The 18,119-nt window shown below is 56.3% G+C and carries 13 protein-coding genes and 2 tRNA genes; 6 read left to right on the forward strand and 9 right to left on the reverse strand.

Going from position 1 to position 18,119, the window contains the following annotated elements:
• Nucleotide 1: 1 nt before the first annotated feature.
• The 3 genes from VL547_RS15175 to recQ form a co-directional block, all read right to left on the reverse strand.
• Nucleotides 2–74 (reverse strand) — tRNA-Phe (locus VL547_RS15175).
• 94 nt (nt 75–168) lie between these two features.
• Nucleotides 169–1,818: a hypothetical protein gene (locus VL547_RS15180; RefSeq protein WP_325579279.1), complete on the reverse strand. Its 1,650-nt coding sequence runs from the start codon at nt 1,816–1,818 to the stop codon at nt 169–171.
• Between the two features lie 84 nt (nt 1,819–1,902).
• Nucleotides 1,903–4,152, reverse strand: a complete 2,250-nt coding sequence (gene recQ, locus VL547_RS15185; protein WP_325579280.1) for a DNA helicase RecQ — start codon at nt 4,150–4,152, stop codon at nt 1,903–1,905.
• A gap of 185 nt (nt 4,153–4,337) precedes the next feature.
• Between recQ and VL547_RS15190 the strand changes: the two genes are divergently transcribed.
• Both VL547_RS15190 and VL547_RS15195 read left to right on the forward strand, forming a co-directional pair.
• On the forward strand, nt 4,338–5,306 hold the full coding sequence (locus VL547_RS15190) for a KpsF/GutQ family sugar-phosphate isomerase (RefSeq protein WP_325579282.1): 969 nt from the start codon (nt 4,338–4,340) through the stop codon (nt 5,304–5,306).
• A 12-nt stretch (nt 5,307–5,318) separates the two neighbouring features.
• Entirely contained in the window at nt 5,319–6,401 is a 1,083-nt protein-coding gene (locus tag VL547_RS15195; protein WP_325579284.1) for a mannose-1-phosphate guanylyltransferase, read from the forward strand.
• Nucleotides 6,402–6,414: 13 nt separating this feature from the next.
• On the opposite strand, the gene VL547_RS15200 is transcribed toward VL547_RS15195, so the two are convergent.
• Nucleotides 6,415–6,663, reverse strand: a complete 249-nt coding sequence (locus VL547_RS15200) for a hypothetical protein (RefSeq protein WP_325579286.1) — start codon at nt 6,661–6,663, stop codon at nt 6,415–6,417.
• 186 nt (nt 6,664–6,849) lie between these two features.
• On the opposite strand from VL547_RS15200, the gene VL547_RS15205 reads away from it, so the two are divergent.
• From VL547_RS15205 to VL547_RS15215, 3 genes are all read left to right on the forward strand, one after another.
• Nucleotides 6,850–7,968: a glycosyltransferase gene (locus VL547_RS15205; protein ID WP_325579288.1), complete on the forward strand. Its 1,119-nt coding sequence runs from the start codon at nt 6,850–6,852 to the stop codon at nt 7,966–7,968.
• Nucleotides 7,969–8,069: 101 nt separating this feature from the next.
• Nucleotides 8,070–11,153, forward strand: coding sequence for an amidohydrolase family protein (locus VL547_RS15210; RefSeq protein WP_325579290.1), 3,084 nt, complete (start codon nt 8,070–8,072; stop codon nt 11,151–11,153).
• A 23-nt stretch (nt 11,154–11,176) separates the two neighbouring features.
• A complete protein-coding gene (locus tag VL547_RS15215; protein ID WP_325579292.1) occupies nt 11,177–12,493 on the forward strand; it encodes an amidohydrolase family protein in 1,317 nt (438 codons plus the stop codon).
• Between the two features lie 67 nt (nt 12,494–12,560).
• On the opposite strand, the gene VL547_RS15220 is transcribed toward VL547_RS15215, so the two are convergent.
• From VL547_RS15220 to VL547_RS15230, 3 genes are all read right to left on the reverse strand, one after another.
• A complete protein-coding gene (locus VL547_RS15220; RefSeq protein ID WP_325579295.1) occupies nt 12,561–13,697 on the reverse strand; it encodes an ATP-binding protein in 1,137 nt (378 codons plus the stop codon).
• Nucleotides 13,698–13,851: 154 nt separating this feature from the next.
• Nucleotides 13,852–14,334 (reverse strand): SixA phosphatase family protein, encoded by a 483-nt coding sequence (locus tag VL547_RS15225; RefSeq protein WP_325579297.1) that lies wholly within the window; start codon nt 14,332–14,334, stop codon nt 13,852–13,854.
• 15 nt (nt 14,335–14,349) lie between these two features.
• A complete protein-coding gene (locus VL547_RS15230) occupies nt 14,350–16,197 on the reverse strand; it encodes an amidophosphoribosyltransferase (RefSeq protein WP_325579299.1) in 1,848 nt (615 codons plus the stop codon).
• Nucleotides 16,198–16,290: 93 nt separating this feature from the next.
• On the opposite strand from VL547_RS15230, the gene VL547_RS15235 reads away from it, so the two are divergent.
• A tRNA-Lys gene (locus VL547_RS15235) sits at nt 16,291–16,363 on the forward strand.
• 101 nt (nt 16,364–16,464) lie between these two features.
• Here the strand turns inward: VL547_RS15235 and VL547_RS15240 are convergent.
• Both VL547_RS15240 and VL547_RS15245 read right to left on the reverse strand, forming a co-directional pair.
• Complete coding sequence (locus tag VL547_RS15240) at nt 16,465–16,893, reverse strand: VOC family protein (protein ID WP_325579301.1); 429 nt, start codon at nt 16,891–16,893, stop codon at nt 16,465–16,467.
• Between the two features lie 77 nt (nt 16,894–16,970).
• Nucleotides 16,971–18,119 (reverse strand): CHAT domain-containing protein (locus VL547_RS15245; protein ID WP_325579303.1); only part of this gene is annotated, 1,149 nt, incomplete at its 5' end.

Consider the following 18,119-nt stretch of genomic DNA (forward strand, 5'->3'; position numbering starts at 1 on the left):
GTGGTGTGGGGCGGGATCGAACCGCCGACACAAGGATTTTCAGTCCTTTGCTCTACCGACTGAGCTACCGCACCAAAAAACCGGGAACGCCCGGGCGCCTGTAAGGGACGGCAAAGATAGGCCTTTTTTAAAAATGGCCAAAAAAAGTGCACTCCGCGGGGCAAACGTTTACAGGTCTATCGCAACCGCGTTTACCCAAACCGCTGTCCGGTCGAAGGTCGTCCCGAACTCATGGATCATCACTCCCCGGTCGTATCCAACGAACTTTCGAAACACCTCCCGGCCGTTAACGGTGATGACGACCGGGCGGGACAGGTCTACCATCGACGGGGAGATGAATAATGTGATGCGTCCGACGCGGGACGTCTCCAGGGAAAAGCGGTTCGACGCATACCGGGCCCTTACGGCGCCCGACAAGCGCGGGAATTTGAAGGCAGGGGCGGCTGAGTCCGGGTGTTGCAACCAATGGGCGGCCGTGAAGTTGATACGACGCTGCCAGGCTGCTGCGGCCGTGAGGGTGTCGAGGCGATCGATCCGTAACCAGTCGCAACGACCGTGGGTAACGTCGTCGCATTCCCAGTAAAGGGAGGGATGGAACGGATCGCGGGTACGATGGGAGATATCGGCGAACATGGCGGCGAACGCGGGCGCCGACTCGTCGAAATCGGGAAACCAATGCGGAAAGCCGGGATAGACATGGTTTTGCCAGTCGATGCCCAGCGACCGGGTGATGCGGGAAAGGGTGTCGTGCCCGGGCAACGGGAAGTAGTAGTCCTTGTCTGTGGAGACGTTGTAGTAACTCCGGTCCAGGGCATTCAAAATGAAGGTGCCACCGGTGGCGACGCGCGGGTTGGAATTGAATCCGCAGAACCCGGCATAAGGGCTGGGCGCCTTCAGCAGGTATGAAATGACGCCGGTAGCGCCATTGGAGTGCCCGTATAAATACACGCGGTTGTCATCGACATTGCAAAGACGCTTGAGCAGGGAGACAATGCGCGGGATCATCCCAAAGCCCGATTCCGGGTACATCCAGTTAAATGCATAGTTCGCGTGGGGAAATACCATGATGGCGCCTGCAGCGCTACCCAGCCTGGTTATGAAACGGTTGAAGCCAGCCGTATCGTCGGCGGCGTGTTGTTGCAGGTCGAGCGGAGCCGGGAGCCCGAGGTTGTCGAATACCGCGCCGTGCAAGACCACCACCACGGGTGTCGGGCGCACGGGGTCGTAAGCGGGCGGCAGCAACACCGAAAAATAACCTTGTACGCTGTCGTTGACGCTTACGGCAAACGGCAACATGGCCCCCGGCGATAAAGCAGGGAAACGATTGTAATGGCGAAGTGCCTGGTAAAGATCGGCAGCGGTTGTATCGGGATAGCCCAGGGCCAGCAGGCTGTCCTGAAACCGGATGGTATGAAATATGGCGTTCCGGACAGCCAGGTCGTTGACGACGTTTGCCTTCATGGCCTCCTCGGTGAGCTCCCCCCAAATGGGGCTGTTCCTCATCGGCGCCAGGTCCTGGTCCGCGGAGGCATCCCCGGTAATCATCGCCCATTCGCCCTCACGGATGAGGCGGCGCAGGTACGCGGCCGCGGTATCGAACGGCTGGTGCGACAGCACCGCCAGCGCGGCGGCGGCGTACAGGTCGTCGTGGTAGGGTTGGCGCGCAATCGAGACGCCCCGGGATAGCAGGACAAAGGCGCTGTCATAGGCCTTGCGGTCCCTGGCATGGGCCGCGCTGTCGCGCAGTTGTCTGTAAGTTTGTGCCGATCCGGAGCCGGTTATGAAGGTTATGGACAGGAGTAGGAAAAGAAGTCGCATGCCTAAATATAGGTCCAGGGCCCCGCTAAGGACAGGGGCACTTGACAAATCGCCGAATTCCAGGGACAAACCGCCGGCGGATCGCTAGTTCCCGTACTCGCACAGGAACTTTATCCGCATCAGCTTCAGCTGCTCCCACGTATAATTGGAATCGGCCAGCTCCTCCTGCGCAACCTGCAAAGAGGACGTTTCGCAACCCTTGAAGTACTCGATGATCTCATCCTGCTCGTCTTCGTCGAGCATCTCGTCGATGGCGTAGTCGAGCTTGAGCTTGGTACCGCTGGCGGCGATGGTTTCCATTTCCTCGAGCAGGGCGTCGAGACGGAGGTCCTTGTTCTTGGCGATGGTTTCCAGGGCAATGCGCTTGTCGGTCTGCTGGATAATATAGACCTTGTTGTTGTTCTTGTTGACGACGGACTTTACGATGAAGTCGTCGGGGCGCTCGATCTGGTTTTCTTCGACGTATTGGGCGATCAGGCTGATAAAGGGCTTGCCGTAGCGGAGGGCCTTGCCCTTACTTACACCCTGTATTTTTTCCAGCTCATCAAAAGTGGTGGGGAACATGATGGCCATGTCCTGGAGGGACGTCTCCAGGAAGATGACAAAGGGCGGGAGGCTTTTTTTCTTGGCCTCGGCAAGACGCACTTCCTTCAACATGTTGAACAACTTCTCATCCGCGACGGCCGGGCCGCCCGACGGACCTTCGTTACCCTCGTCGTCGTCGGCGTTGGCGTCCTCGAAAAGGTTGTTCAGGATAATCTGGAAGGACGTCGGCTTCTTGAGGAACTGCTCCCCGCGGCGGGTGAGCTTCAACACCCCGTATTCCTCGATGTCCTTATCCAGGTAACCTTCCAGCAGGAGCTGACGGATGAGGGAGTTCCAGTAGTGGGTTTCCTGGTCCTTCCCGAGACCAAAGACCGGGAGCTGCTCGTGCCGGTACATGACCACCTGGGGCGTTGCACGGCCGGCGAGGATGTGGAAGACGTAGTCGACGGCAAAGCGCTCGTCGAGGGCCTTTATGACCCGGAGAACCTTCAGGGCGCCGTCCGCCGCTTCGACCTTTTCCTTGGGATGGAGACAGTTGTCGCACTCGCCGCAATTCTCTTCGGTATATTCTTCGCCGAAATAACTCATCAGGACCTTGCGGCGGCAGACGCCGGCTTCGGCGTAGGCCACGGTCTCGTTGATCAGCTGCGCGCCGACCTCCCGCTCACTGAGGGGTTTGTCGCGCATGAAGTGCTCCAGCTTCTGTACGTCGTTATGGCTATAGTACAGGATACAACGGCCTTCCATGCCGTCACGGCCGGCGCGGCCGGTTTCCTGGTAATAATTTTCGATGGACTTGGGGATGTTGTAGTGGATGACATAGCGGATGTCCGGTTTGTCGATCCCCATCCCAAAGGCGATGGTCGCCACGATGATCTGCACTTCCTCGTTGAGGAACTGGTCTTGCCGTTCGGCCCTTAGCTTGGCGTCCAGGCCCGCGTGGTAGGCTACGGCCTTGAAGCCGTTGGCGACGAGCATGTCGGCGAGCTCCTCGGTGGTCTTGCGGTTGAGGGTATAGATGATGCCGCTTTTGTCCTTGTTCTGGCTGATAAACTTGACGATGCTTTTGATCGTCTGCTCTTTCTTGATCTTGGGTTGGATCTCGTAGTAGAGGTTCGGCCGGTTGAACGAAGACATGAAAATGGCGGGGTTCCGGAGCCCGAGGTTCTTTATAATGTCGCTTTGCACTTTGGGCGTTGCCGTGGCCGTAAGCGCGATGACGGGCACCGTTTCGTTGATGCGGTCCATCATTTCGCGGAGGCGGCGGTATTCGGGGCGGAAGTCGTGACCCCATTCCGATATACAGTGGGCTTCATCCACCGCGAAAAAGGAAATGGGGAGCTCCGCGAAAAAGTCGAGGTTTTCCTGTTTGGTAAGCGTCTCCGGCGCGACGTACAGCATCTTGGTCTTGCCTTCCGTCAGGTCGCTCATGACGACTTTCTGCTGGGCTTTGCTCAAAGAAGAATTGAGGAAGTGGGCCACGTCGTCCTTGGAGCTATAGCCGCGGACGAGGTCGACCTGGTTCTTCATCAGCGCGATAAGGGGGGATACTATGATCGCCACGCCCTCGCTGAGTAATGCGGGGAGTTGATAACAAAGGCTTTTGCCACCGCCGGTGGGCTTGATGACAAAGGTGTCCCGGCCTGCTAAAAGGCTGGTGATGATGGCTTCCTGGTTTCCTTTGAACTGGCTGAATCCAAAATGCTCTTGTAGGGCCGTTTTTAGATATCCATTTGTCGGTTTGACGGAGGTCCTGGTAGCCGATCCCTTTCTTTTTGTTGTTGCCATAATTCTTCCTTCACTTCGGTTTTCAAAACAACTTCTTTCAGGTGTTCGGTAGCGGTAGCGGTTGAGGCAGAAAATATTCTGGTAGTAGAGGTCTACAAATGGGCAAGCCGTTTATAAAGGGCAACGAAGTTAGTGAAAAAGGGGCACTTTCCAGCTGAATATAATATTTTTGTGCCACTTATACAATGAGCAAAGACACCATTCGGGAGATCGCATTAAGAACCATCGGGCTGGAATCGGAAGCGATCCGTGGCCTCGGGGCATTGCTGGACGATGATTTTGAACGCGTGGTAACGGCCCTGTACCACCAAAAAGGCCGGCTGGTCATCAGCGGTGTGGGCAAAAGCGCCCTGATTGCGCAAAAGATCGTCGCTACGCTAAACTCTACAGGAACACCGGCTATTTTTCTACACGCCGGCGACGCCATACACGGCGATCTCGGCATGGTACAAGCCGACGACATCGTCATGCTCATCAGCAAGAGCGGGAATTCGCCGGAGATCAAATGGCTCGTGCCGCTCATCAAGAATTTCGGAAACACGCTCATCGGCATGGTGGGTAACCGGGAATCTTACCTGGCCCTGCAATCCAACCTGGTGCTCGATACCACCGTGGACCAGGAAGCCTGCCCTAATAACCTCGCCCCCACTACCAGCACTACCGCCCAGCTTGTTATGGGGGATGCGATCGCGGTCTGCCTCATGGAATTAAGGGGTTTTACCGGCGAGGATTTTGCTAAGTTCCATCCTGGGGGTACATTGGGCAAAAAATTGTACCTGCGCGTTTCGGATCTGTACGGCCAAAACGAGCGGCCCCTGGTGCGACCGGACAGCTCGCTCAAGGAAGTGATACTGGAGATCTCGCAAAAACGGCTGGGGGTAACCGCGGTGCTGGAAGGCGAAGACATACTCGCCGGCGTGATTACGGATGGCGATCTTCGGCGAATGCTGGAGCATACGGCCTCCCTGGAGGGCGTTCTCGCCAAAGACATCATGACGGGCGCGCCCAAGACCATCGGACCGGATGCGTTGGCGGTGGAGGCCCTGGACAGGATGCGGAACTTCGATATTTCTCAATTGATCGTCACGGATGACAATAACCGTTACCTTGGCGTGCTACAATTACATGACCTCGTTCGGGAAGGACTAATATAAATAAACGTTAAAATGAACAACCAGTATTACGTCGTGATCATGGCAGGCGGTATCGGCAGCCGGTTTTGGCCAAAAAGCAGGACCAGCTTCCCCAAGCAATTCCTGGACATACTCAACGAGGGTCAAACGCTGATACAAAGTACCTTCCACCGTTTCGCCAAATTCATCCCCAAGGAAAATATCTATATCGTTACGACCAAGGAGTATGGGGACATCGTGAAAAAGCAGCTGCCCCAGGCATCGCCGGAGAATATCCTCTACGAGCCGTCCCGGAAAAACACGGCGCCGTGTATCGCCTATGCTTCCTATAAGCTCCTGTTAAAAAATCCCGACGCCAAGCTGATCTGCGCCCCCGCGGATCACCTGATCAAGGACGAGGACAACTTCCAACGGGTCTGTATGCGCGCCCTGGATTTTGTAGACCACCTGAACGCCTTTGTTACCCTCGGTATAAAACCCACCTACCCCAATACCGGTTACGGTTATATCCAGCATGACATCCTCGCCGCGGCCGAAGATATCTACAAGGTCCGGACGTTCACCGAGAAGCCCAACCTCGACCTGGCCAGGACCTTCCTGGCCAGCGGCGACTTCCTGTGGAACGCGGGGATCTTCGTATGGAAGGTCCGAAACATCATCTCGGCCTTTGAGAGGTACCTGCCCGAAATGCACGAGCTTTTTCATTCGGAAATCGGCGAGTTCAATACTCCGGGTGAAGAGGCGGCCATCGAGCGCATCTATCCCCAATGCACCAGCGTGTCCATCGACTATGGCATCATGGAAAAAGCGGATAACGTTTATGTGATTCCTTCGTCCTTTGGCTGGAGCGACCTCGGTACCTGGAACAGTGCTTATGAGAACCTGGAAAAGGACTACCTGGCGAACGCGGTGGTCGGTAACAATGTGGTAATCATCGATTCCACCCATTGCGTGGTACAGGCCGATGACAAAAAGCTGGTCCTGTTACAGGGATTGGACGACTTCATCGTGGTGGATACGCACGACGTGTTGCTGATCTGTAGGAAAGAAAAGGAGCAGGAGATAAAGGAATTCGTCGCGGAGGTTAAACGCAAGAAAGGAGACAAGTACCTGTAAAAAGCGACCTTGGCTAGTTCTTGGCGCTCAGGAAGATGAATGGCTTCAAATCCCCGCGGTTCATCACCTTCAGGATCTGATGGGGCTTGTGCAGCATCTTATAGCGATTCATATCGATCACTTCGTATGCCTGGACCAGGCTCTTCTCGTACGAATGGATGTCATAGAGCAATTCGTACAAGCGCTCCAATTCCAGGTCCAGCGAACGCTGGTTCACATAATCATGTTTAAAGAGCAATAGCAAGTCTCTCTTATTTTTCATAACCTGGATGGATTTAGTATCCGACCATACCTTTTTTACTGGGACAGCCGCAACCACCCTTTCGCGACGAGCTGCAACTAACCAAAGCCAAACAAACAACCAACATCAAGCCAGCGAGGATTTTATGCGACGTCTTCATAATAGGGGTTTGTAAATTAATTATTTTTCCGGATAAACCAAATAATTGTGGAAAAACACGACCCGGCTCCCTTACGCATTCTCGTCGCCCCATTGGACTGGGGACTGGGTCATGCTACCCGCTGTATTCCGCTCATCCGGCAACTCCTCCATCGCGGCTGCGACGTCTGGATAGCCTCCGAAGGCAGGACACAGCAATTACTCCAACAGGAATTCCCTTCACTCACCCACATCGCCCTAAGGGGCTACCGGGTCCGGTATGCCGCTTCCCGCCTTGGGCTGGCCATCAAAATTACGGCACAAATCCCGCGGATTTTGCAAACGGTTCGTTACGAAAATCACTGGCTACGCCAGGTAGCGCAGGAATTTGGCCTCGATGCCGTGGTCTCGGATAACCGTTTTGGACTCAGCCGTCCCGAACTCCCCTGTGTCTTCCTCACCCACCAGCTCCGGATAAAAGCGCCCTTCGGCTCCCTCGTCCAAAAGCTCAACTACCGGTTTATCAATCGCTTCGATTCCTGCTGGGTACCTGATGCCGCCGGCGAACCTAACCTATCCGGGTCCCTCGGTCACCCTAAACGATTGCCTTCCATCCCGGTACACTACCTGGGAGTGCTTTCCCGGCTCGAACCTCGGGAAGTTTTTCAGCCTATAAGGCTGGTCTTCCTGCTGTCCGGGCCTGAACCTCAAAGAACGCTCTTCGAGAAACAAATATTGCACCAATTGGCGAATACGGGGCCCCTGATTCCAGGGGCGGTACTTATTCGTGGACTGCCCGGCGGTGGGGGGCGTTCATCGGAGATGACCGACCTGATCGCCACGGGCAAATTAGTCGTATACGACCATCTCCCGGCCAATCAATTGGAAGAAGTCCTGTCCGCCGCGGAATGGGTCGTAGCCCGTACGGGGTACACCACCGTCATGGACCTGGTTCACCTTCGGAAAAAAAGCATCCTGGTCCCCACACCCGGTCAGACCGAACAGGAATACCTGGCCGGCTATCTCCGGGAAAACGGTATTGCCTGCACGTTTTCGCAGACTGGATTCTCGCTGGAGGGGGCGCTGCGGGAGGCTGCCGTTTTTCCTTACACATTTCCACGCTTCGATAAAAGGTCCGATGACATCATCGACCAGTGGCTGGAGGATATACGGGTTGCCAAAGCTTAATCCGGCCCGTCCATCCGTTCTTATATCTCTTCATCATACGTCTTCAGCCCCTTGAACCTTTAATGCTTATCTTAATCCATCGTATTAAATAAATTACTGACATGAGAAAAGCTATACTCACGCTGGTGGGTCTCGCAGCCGTTTGCGCCGTCGAGGCCCAGGAAACCTTCCCGGTGAACGGGGTGGCGGACAACCGGGAGAAGTGCTACGCCTTTACCCACGCGACGTTGGTTAAAGACGGGCAGACGACCCTTACAGACGCCACGCTCCTGATCCGCAAAGGCAAGATCATCGCCACGGGCAAGGTTACCATCCCCTCCGACGCCGTCGTGATCGACTGCACCGGGAAATACATCTACCCTTCCTTTATCGACGCCTACTCCGACTATGGAATTCCGGCACCCCAACGGGAGACACGAGCCGTCGGCGCAGCCTTTTTCCGGGGACCGGGTCAGATCGAGTCGAACGAGAAGGGCGCTTTTGGCTGGAACCAGGCCATCAGGACCGACGTGGACGCCTCCCGGCTGTTCAACGTCGATGACGCCAAGGCCAAGGGGCTCCGCGACCAGGGTTTCGGCACGGTACTCACCCTGCAAAAGGACGGCATCGCCCGCGGCACCGGGGCCGTCGTGACCCTGGCGGAAGAAAAAGAAAACCTGGATATGGTCAAGGAAAAAGCGGCGGCGATCTACTCCTTCAACAAGGGAGTCTCCACGCAGACCTACCCGTCCAGCCTGATGGGCTCCATCGCCCTGCTGCGCCAGACATACCTGGACGCTTCGTGGTACAAGGGTAACCCCACGGCGGAAGGCGTCAACCTCACCCTGCAATACTGGAATGACGAGCAAAGCCTGCCCCAGATCTTCGATGCCTCCGATAAATGGAACTGTCTCCGTGCGGACCGGATTGGAGACGAGTTCGGGGTACAATACATCCTCAAGGCCGGGGGTAACGAATACCAGCGCATCGCCGAAATGAAGGCTACCCACGCGACCTTTATCCTGCCTCTCGACTTCCCCGAAGCGCCGAACGTGGACGACCCCACCGACGCGCGTTTCGTTTCCCTGGCGGATATGAAGCACTGGGAGCTGGCGCCATCGGAACCCGGTGTCTTCGAGAAGAACGGGATCGGGTTTGCGCTGACGGCCGCCGACCTCCGGGACGTCAAAACCTTCCTGCCCAATCTCCGCAAGGCCATACAATACGGACTAACCGAGGCAAAGGCCCTCGAGGCCCTTACCAGGGAGCCCGCCACGCTGCTGGGCGTGTATGACAAGGTCGGCAGCCTGGACAACGGCAAGCTGGCCAACTTCATCATCACGTCGGGACCGGTTTTTGGCGCTACCACCAACATCCTGCAAAACTGGGTACAAGGTATCAGCTATGACGTGAAGATGTCCGACTGGAGCAATATCGCCGGTACCTATGCGCTGACGTTGAAAGACGCCTCGGGCGGGAGTCAGTCCTTTACGCTTTCCGTAAAGAGCGCTAATTCCGCCAGCATCATCCACGGCGATACGTCTGCCGCCAAGCTAGTTTACGGTGGGAAGCTCGTCAGCTTGAACTGGTCGCTGGGCCGCCGCGCCCGGACGGGATTTCGGCTCAGCGGCGTGGCCACAGACAGTGTTTGGACGGGGAGCGGGACCGATACCGCGGGGAACGTCGTCACCTGGACGGCGGTACTGTCTGTCCGCGGTACGCCGACCGATTCTACGCGCCGCCAAATGCCGTTACGCCTCGGCAAACTAACCTATCCGCTCGACGGCTACGGCTGGGATGCCCTTCCCCAACAAGAAACCATCCTCATCAAAAACGCGCGCGTCTGGACCAACGAATCCGAAGGCCGCCTGGAGAACACCGACGTGCTGATCCAGAACGGTAAGATCGCCTCCATCGGCAAAAACCTGAGCGCGCCCCAGGGCGCCCGCGTCATCGACGGCACCGGCAAACAGCTCACGCCCGGCATCATCGACGAGCACTCCCACATCGCCGCCGCGTCCATCAACGAAGGCGCGCAAAGCGTGACCTCCGAGGTCCGCATACAGGACAACCTCAACCCCGACGACATCAACATCTACCGGCAACTGGCCGGGGGCGTGACGTCCTCCCATATCCTCCACGGCTCCGCCAACAGCATCGGCGGCCAGACGCAGCTCATCAAGCTTCGCTGGGGCGTCTGCGACACCGCGCTGAAGTTCAAGGGCGCCGATCCCTTTATCAAATTCGCCCTGGGCGAAAACGTTAAACGCACCACCTCCCAAAGCAATAACCGCTTCCCCGACACGCGTATGGGGGTCGACCAGGTTTTTGTCGACGCCTTTACCAGGGCCACGGACTACGAGAAGGCGCTAAAAGGACCCGACGGCAAAAACGTCCGCCGCGACCTCGAGCTCGATGCCCTGGTGGAAATCATGAACCACAAGCGCTTTATCACCTGCCACTCCTATGTGCAAAGCGAAATCACCTCGTTGATGCGCGTGGCCGAGCACTTCGGGTTCCGCGTCAATACGTTCACCCACATCCTCGAAGGGTACAAGGTGGCCGACAAGATGAAAGCCCATGGCGCCAACGTCTCCACCTTCTCCGACTGGTGGGCGTATAAAATGGAAGTCCAGGACGCCATCGCCTACAACGCTTCGCTGATGCACCAGGTTGGGCTCAACGTCTGTATCAACTCCGACGACGCCGAACAGGCCCGACACCTCAACCAGGAAGCCGCCAAGTCCATAAAGTACGGCGGTATGAGCGAGGAAGACGCCTTCAAAATGGTAAGCCTCAACCCGGCCACTGCGCTCCACGTCCAGGATCGTACCGGCAGCATCAAGGTCGGCAAGGACGCGGACGTCGTCCTTTGGACCGATAACCCGCTGAGCGTTTATGCCAAACCCCAGGTAACGATCGTGGACGGGACCGTCTATTATGACATGGACCGCGACATGCAGCTGCGCAAGGACATCCAATCCGAGCGCACCCGTCTCATCGCCAAGATCCTGGCCGAAAAAGCCATGGGTGGGAGCGAAGGCGGCGGCCCCGCCGGCGGTGGTTTCCGCAGGCCGCGGCCCTCTTACCAGGTGCTGCTGAGCTGCGGGGATCATGCGGAACACAATGACGGGCTGATTACCCTGGACCTCCAGGATGAAGACGTTACCGGCGGGGGCGCGGCAACTGCCTCCGGCAGCAATTAATCTTTTATTCCAAAGACATTACTATGCGTTTATCATACATCGCTCTTGCGGCTCTCCTCTGCTCCGGTACCTCCGCGTTCGGACAGGCAGACATCTACCCCGCCGCCGCCGAAAAGGGAAAGATATTTATCAGCGGCGGCACGGTCCACGTCGGTAACGGCCAGGTGCTGGAAAACACGAGCATCGAAATCGACAACGGCAAAATCGTCCAGGTAGGTCAGAACATAACGCCCGGCTCCGGTGACCAGGTCATCGACGCCAAAGGCAAACAGGTCTACCCCGGTCTCATCCTTCCCGTAACCGACCTCGGCCTCAAAGAAATCGCCGAAGGCGTCCGCGGCAGCAACGACTACGAAGAAATCGGCGACCTGAATCCCGACGTCCGCGCCATCGTCGCGTACAACACCGCCTCCAACATCACCAACGTCGACCGCTCCAACGGTATCCTCCTGGCCGGCGTCACCCCCGAAGGCGGCTCCATCAGCGGCTCCTCCAGCGTTGTCCAGCTCGACGCCTGGAACTACGAGGACGCAGCCTATAAACCCGATCAGGGCATCCACATGAACATGCCCTCCTTTATCAGCCGTCCCCGGCGCTTTGGCGGAGGCGGCGGCTTTGCCCGCCCCGAAGCCGGCGAAGACCCCACCACCGCGTCCCTACAAAAGGTAGAAGAGCTCAAGCGCTTCTTCCGCGAAGCCAAGGCCTACCTGGCCGAGGCCACCCACACCCACACCAACATCAAGTTCGAGTCGGTCAAGGGGCTTTTCAATGGCTCCCAGAAGCTCTTCATACACTGCGAACAGGTAAAGCAAATGCTGATCGCCATCGACTTCGCCCACGAATTCGGCTTTAGCGTCGTCCTCGTCGGCGCCAGCGAATGCTTCCAGATCGCCGACCTGCTGGCCCAAAACCACATCGCCGTCATCCTCGACCAGGAGCACTCCCTCCCCGCCACCGAAGACGACGACATCGATCAGCCGTTCAAAACGCCCTCCGTCCTGCAGAAAGCCGGCGTGCTCTTCGCCCTGAACGACCGCCACGACGAGACCCGCTACCGCAACCTGCCCTTCAACGCCGGCGTCGCCGCCGCCTATGGGCTCTCAAAAGAGCAGGCTCTCCAGGCCATTACCTTGTCCACCGCCCAGATCCTCGGTATCGCGGACCGGACGGGCTCTTTGGAAGTCGGAAAGGATGCGAATATCGTGATCTCCGAAGGAGACCTTCTCGACATGCGGACTTCCATTGTTACTTACGCGTTTATCCAAGGGCGCCAGATCAACCTGGCGAATAAGGGGACGCAGCTGTATGAGAGGTATAAGTATAAGTATGGATTGAAATAGCGTCACCGCCTGTTTGCAAAAAAGCAGCTATGCCATTCACGGGTAGCTGCTTTTTCTTTGGAATCCATCAATCCGGATCCCGCGGCTCCAAAAGAAAGTCTTCGATATTCGCGGGAGAAATGATCGAGGTAATGGTGCCCGGATAATTTCCGGTGAACGTTTGGGAAAACCTGACGCGCGCCTTGGGGTTCCATTTGATTTCAAAAGCCGAAAGGATGCCTTCATTATCCTCGATCAAGTCTATTTCCTGCTGCAGCGTTGTGCGCCAAAAGTACTGCATGACATCCTTGCCTTGATACATAAGGCTTTTTACCCGTTCGGCAATGACAAAATTCTCCCACATCGCCCCAACGTCGGCCCGGGAGCTAAGCGGGCTGAAATTTCCAATGACCGCGTTTCGGATTCCGCAATCATAGAAATACACCTTTCTGCCCCTCTTTATTTCATTCCGGCCATTGCGGCTAAAGGCAGGTAGCCGAAAGACAACGAAAGTTTTTTCCAGTAAATCAATATAGCGCTCGACGGTTTTGTAATCGGTGTGCAACGTCTGGCCGAGTTCTGTGTAGTTGACTTCACTCCCAACCTGATAGGCCAACGCCTTGAGCAGCTTCTCCAGCAGGATAGGCTTTTTTATTTGTTCCAGCATCAGGAGGTCCTTGTAAAGATAGCTATCGGCCAGTAGCTTCAGCAGCTCCTTTTCTTCCCCCGTCTTGGTGAGGATTTCAGGATAATAACCATAGCGAAGCCGGTGCTCGATCAAACGCTTTTCCGTCAACAGGCCATGGTATTGCACCATTTCAGCGAAACTCAGCGGAAAAAGCATGAATTCGTACTTGCGTCCTGTCAACGGCTCGTTGACCTGACTGGAAAGCTCAAAAGTCGACGACCCGGTCGCGATTACCTGGACGTTTTTTATTTGGTCCGTAAAAAGCTTCAGCGTCAGCCCTATATTGGGGATTCTCTGTGCTTCGTCGATGAAGACGATCTTTTTGTTCCCGATGTAGGCTTTCAACCTGGTCGATGTCGTATTGGTCAGCGCTTCCCTTGCATCGGATTCGTCCCCGTTGAAATAGAAGTGGTCCTTGTCTTTGAGCAAGGACTCGACAAGCGTGGATTTTCCGCTTTGCCTCGGTCCAAAAATCAACACCGCCTTCCCTTTAAACAGGCGTTTTTCTATCGTATCATGAAGAATGCGTGGTATCATTTTCCCAGGACGTTGACTCCTGATAAATTATAATATTTAAGGATTAAAATCCTGTAAAACCATAATAATATAGGATTTTGATTGAATATTCAATTATATTGACGCCAAAAATAGCAATAGATAGGTTAAATAAGAAATTTTACTGCGAAAAATATCACGCTTTCGGATAGTCGAAGAACCAGAATTCTTTTTTCGCCGTGCGGAACCCGCTCCAGGACGTAATATCCGCGCGCGCCGCGAACACCGCGCAGGTGGGCATATTGTCGATGCGGACCGAAGTGAGCTCGGATACGAAGTCCGTGATCCCGGGGTTATGGGAAAAGATAACAGCAGTAGTTGCGATGTCGTCGAGCCCGCCGATAACGGAGTAAAAGATCGGCGCCGGCGCGTGATAAAGCTCGGGTTTAAAGAAAATGTCGGTGACCCCGAACCGCGAGGCGAACAACTCCGCGGTGGTTTTGGCCCTCAAAGCGGGACTGGAGACCAGAAGGTCGGGGACGATACCGCGGGCGATGAGGCGATCCGCCATCATGGGCGCGTCGCGGCGGCCGCGGTCGTTGAGGGGCCGGTCGAAGTCGCGCTGACCTTCGGTTTCCCAGCTGCTTTTGGCATGACGGACAACAAGAAGGGATTTCATAAAGATGAAGGTAAATCAATACCCCCGGACATTCCTGCCTTCCATATAATTTAGGAAGGCCTTGTTGACGACACGGTTTCCCCCGGGGGTGGGATAATTCCCGGTAAAGTACCAGTCGCCCAGGTTGGTGGGGCAGGATTCGTGTAGGTCCTCGATGGTCTGGTAGATCACCTGGATGGGGACGCGGATGTCCTTGGGGGTGATCAATTCCGCGATTTTCCGGGAGAGTTCCTCGGGTTTGAAGGGTGCGTAGATGTTGCGCACCAGGTTGGCGGTATGCAGGGCGTTGTTGCGCTGCAGTTCCTTGACGGCCTTGAAGGTATCGTGCAGGACGTCCTCCATGCCTTTTTCCTTGAGCAGCTCGATGGCCGCCTGGAAAGCGATGAAGTCGCCCAGCTTGCTCATATCGATCCCGTAACAATCGGGATAGCGTATCTGGGGCGCAGAGGAGACGATGATGATCTTGGACGGTTCCAGACGGGCGAGCATACGGACGATGCTTTCTTTGAGGGTCGTGCCGCGGACGATGGAGTCGTCGATCACGACCAGCGCATCCTTACCCCTTTCCACGGTTCCGTAGGTGATGTCGTAGACGTGCTGGACCATTTCGTTCCGGCCCGCGTCTTCGGTGATAAAGGTGCGCATCTTGACGTCCTTGATCGCGATCTTTTCCACCCTGATCCGGCGGTTCACCATCTCGGCTAGCTTCTCTTCGTCGTAGTCTTTGCCCCAGGACAGGATGCGCTCCACCTTTATCTTGTTCAGGTACCCTTCCATCCCCTTCAACAGACCGTAAAAAGCGACCTCGGCCGTGTTGGGGATAAAGGAAAAAACGGTATGCTTCAAGTCATTGTTGATCGACCTGAGCACGGGCTCGCTTAGGTGGCGACCGAGCGCGATACGCTCCTTGTAGATTTTTTCGTCGTTCCCGCGGGAAAAGTAGATGCGCTCGAAGCTGCACGCCTTCCGTTCCTTTGGCGCCAGGATCTGCTCGATCGCATAGCTGCCGTCCTTGTGGACGATCAGCGCGCAACCCGGCATGAGCTCCTGCACCTCGTTCTCGCCCACGTTAAACGAGGTCCGGATCGCCGCCCTTTCGGAAGCGCCTACGATCACGTCGTCGTTGATATAGTAATACGCCGGTCGGATGCCATTGGCGTCCCTCATCACAAAGGCTTCCCCGTTGCCGATGAGGCCGCCGAAGGTAAACCCGCCGTCAAAGAGGGCTGTCGCTTTTTTCAAAAAACGGCTCACTTCCATCGCGTCGGGGTGCTGCTCGTCCTCCTGTACCAGGAAATAATGCACCGTTTCCATCATGGCCGCCAGGTCGCTTTGCCGCTGAAAAACGCCCGGGTCGATATTCACCAGCGAGAACAGCTCCTCGGTATTGACCAGGTTGAAGTTCCCGGCCATCACGAGGTTCCTGGCTTTCACCGTGTTCCGCTTGATAAAGGGATGACAGAATTCGACGTTGTTCCTCCCCTGGGTCCCATACCGCAGGTGGCCCAGCAATACCTCGCCCATTGCCGGAATGTGGCCTTTTACGATGTCAGGGTGTTGCAGCAGGTCCGGTTGATATTTTTCTAACTCGCTGATTTCCTGGGTAATCTTCGAGAAGATGTCGGCAATGGCCCTGGGTTCATTGCTCCGCAAACGATATAGGAAGGGATTCCCCGGTTCCGTGTCCAGCTTGATGGCCGCCATCCCGGCGCCGTCCTGGCCCCGGTTGTGCTGTTTCTCCATCAGCAGGTATAGCTTGTTCAGACCATACAGAACAGAGCCATATTGTTGTTTGTAATAAGAAAATGGTTTGCGCAGGCGAATAAAGGCCAGACCGCACTCATGTTTTATCTCATCACTCATGAACCGGAAATGAAGCCGCAAAGTTACGGCAAAAAAATCCGTTGGCAAAGTCCGGTCTACTCCCTACCTTTGCACCCCATCCATGGGAAATTTGACTCCGTAGCTCAGTTGGTAGAGCAGCTGACTCTTAATCAGCGGGTCCAGAGTTCGAGTCTCTGCGGGGTCACTTAGGCAGACTACTATATCCCCTTCGTCGGTTGATGAGGGGGATTTTTTTTGCCCTGGACCCACTCCGCGCCCCCTGGACCCGCTGTCGCCGGCCTTATGTTACCGGGGGTTCGGCTGCAGGATGCTCACGCGGTTCCCTTCGGTGTCCTGGATCGAAATCCACAGCCCCACGCCGGGGATCATGACCGGCTCCATGGTCTGCTCGCCCTTTTCGTTCATGGCGCCCAGGATCGTCCCACCGGAGGTCTTCACGGCCTCCATCGCGGCGTTGATGTCCTGTACGGCGATCACTACCGATGGGGCGTGCGAAGCGGGGCTGTCCGACTTCTGGTAAAAACCGCCGTTGATGGTGCCCGGGGTTTTAACCATGCCATTCGCATCGGTTTCGGCGGTGTGGGCCAAAACGTAGTTGCCCATCTCGGGTCCCATTTTCTGGAGCTGCCAGCCAAAAGCCGATTCGTAAAACTGTGACATACGGTCACGGTCGAAGTAACCCATTTCGAAGTGTACCACGGGGTTGAAATTCATAGCAAAGCGTTTTAAGATTTGCCTTAAATGTAGTGTACTAGCAGCAGAAATCGTAGCGCCGCGGCGTTATGCTAAGTTTAACTCAATCTGATTTTCCGGGCCATCATGATAACCAGGAATAGCACAATGACGCCCGCGACGAGCCAATACCAAAGATGGCCGGACGAAAAGGGGCGCATCGCCGGCGCCGGGTTCCCCTGGCAATGCAATGCCGCCCAGTAGTAGGGCAGCTTCTGCAGGTACTGGACACCGGGATCGCAGATCCAATCCAACTGGGCGCTCCGCAGAGCGGTGGCGGCAGGACGTCCGTCCGAAAGACCCCGGTAAAAGGCCTTGATCAGACCCGCGGTCACCGCATCGTTCACGTTCCACCAGCTTGACATGACGGTATTGGTTCCTGCGGCCGTGAAAGCGCGGGCGATGCTTTGGGCGCCTTCGCCGGCAACCAGCCGCCCGTTGCCGGTCTGACACGCGCTGAGCACGACGAGCGTGGGCGCGCTAGCCAGGTCCGCCAGCTGAACGGGATAAAAGGGGCGGTCGAACAGTTCCACATGGGGCGCTTCGACATCCCCCGAGGCGCCCGAGGCATCCCCCGCGCCCACCAAGGTTTCCGAAGCTCCCCCTGAGGCGTGAGAGGCAACGTGCACGATGGCGGACCGCTCCAACGATTGCCGGAATGCGGTCGCAGTGGCCAGCGAATCTGTATAAAAAGAACCCTCGCGGATCAACCCGCGCAGTGCCTCTTCTTCCGCGGTAACGGCCTGGAGTTCGGGAAGGGAGCGCGTACGCGAAAGGAAAAAGCCCGAAAAGCCGGCTTGATTGCCCCTGGTCAGCACCTGCAGGTGCAACGTCGACAGGGACCAGGCGTAAGAAACCTGCGAAAGGCGTAGCACAAAAGGCCAATTGCCCGGATCGGGCGTGTACGCGGGCGTCGTGACCAGCGCCTCCAGGGGCAGGAGGCTTAGGACGCCGTCCGGCAGCATTATATAGCTTCGACCCGCCTCCAGGGGATGTCCACCAAAAAGTCCAATGTACAGGGCGTAGGCCGCGGCAAAGTACGCGCGTGGATGATCGATCATCGGCCCGGGACCGGAAGCGAAATACGTGGTCAGGAACTGCCGGATATTGTCCTGCCATCCGGCCGTCATCGATATGCGATCCGCGAAAACGATGCCCTGGCGGGTACACTCGACGGCGTACAGGGCTTTTGCTCCGGCAAAGAATGA

The sequence above is a fragment of the Dinghuibacter sp. genome, assembly GCF_035492835.1.
Taxonomy (GTDB): Bacteria; Bacteroidota; Bacteroidia; order Chitinophagales; family Chitinophagaceae; genus Dinghuibacter.

What these genes read in the sequence shown, in the direction of transcription:
- VL547_RS15190 (WP_325579282.1), top strand. Translation starts at nt 4,338, where the DNA reads ATGAGCAAAGACACCATTCGGGAGATCGCATTAAGAACCATCGGGCTG.
- VL547_RS15220 (WP_325579295.1), bottom strand. Translation starts at nt 13,697, where the DNA reads ATGATACCACGCATTCTTCATGATACGATAGAAAAACGCCTGTTTAAA.
- VL547_RS15225 (WP_325579297.1), bottom strand. Translation starts at nt 14,334, where the DNA reads ATGAAATCCCTTCTTGTTGTCCGTCATGCCAAAAGCAGCTGGGAAACC.
- VL547_RS15215 (WP_325579292.1), top strand. Translation starts at nt 11,177, where the DNA reads ATGCGTTTATCATACATCGCTCTTGCGGCTCTCCTCTGCTCCGGTACC.
- VL547_RS15200 (WP_325579286.1), bottom strand. Translation starts at nt 6,663, where the DNA reads ATGAAAAATAAGAGAGACTTGCTATTGCTCTTTAAACATGATTATGTG.
- VL547_RS15180 (WP_325579279.1), bottom strand. Translation starts at nt 1,818, where the DNA reads ATGCGACTTCTTTTCCTACTCCTGTCCATAACCTTCATAACCGGCTCC.
- VL547_RS15210 (WP_325579290.1), top strand. Translation starts at nt 8,070, where the DNA reads ATGAGAAAAGCTATACTCACGCTGGTGGGTCTCGCAGCCGTTTGCGCC.
- recQ (WP_325579280.1), bottom strand. Translation starts at nt 4,152, where the DNA reads ATGGCAACAACAAAAAGAAAGGGATCGGCTACCAGGACCTCCGTCAAA.
- VL547_RS15230 (WP_325579299.1), bottom strand. Translation starts at nt 16,197, where the DNA reads ATGAGTGATGAGATAAAACATGAGTGCGGTCTGGCCTTTATTCGCCTG.
- VL547_RS15240 (WP_325579301.1), bottom strand. Translation starts at nt 16,893, where the DNA reads ATGAATTTCAACCCCGTGGTACACTTCGAAATGGGTTACTTCGACCGT.
- VL547_RS15195 (WP_325579284.1), top strand. Translation starts at nt 5,319, where the DNA reads ATGAACAACCAGTATTACGTCGTGATCATGGCAGGCGGTATCGGCAGC.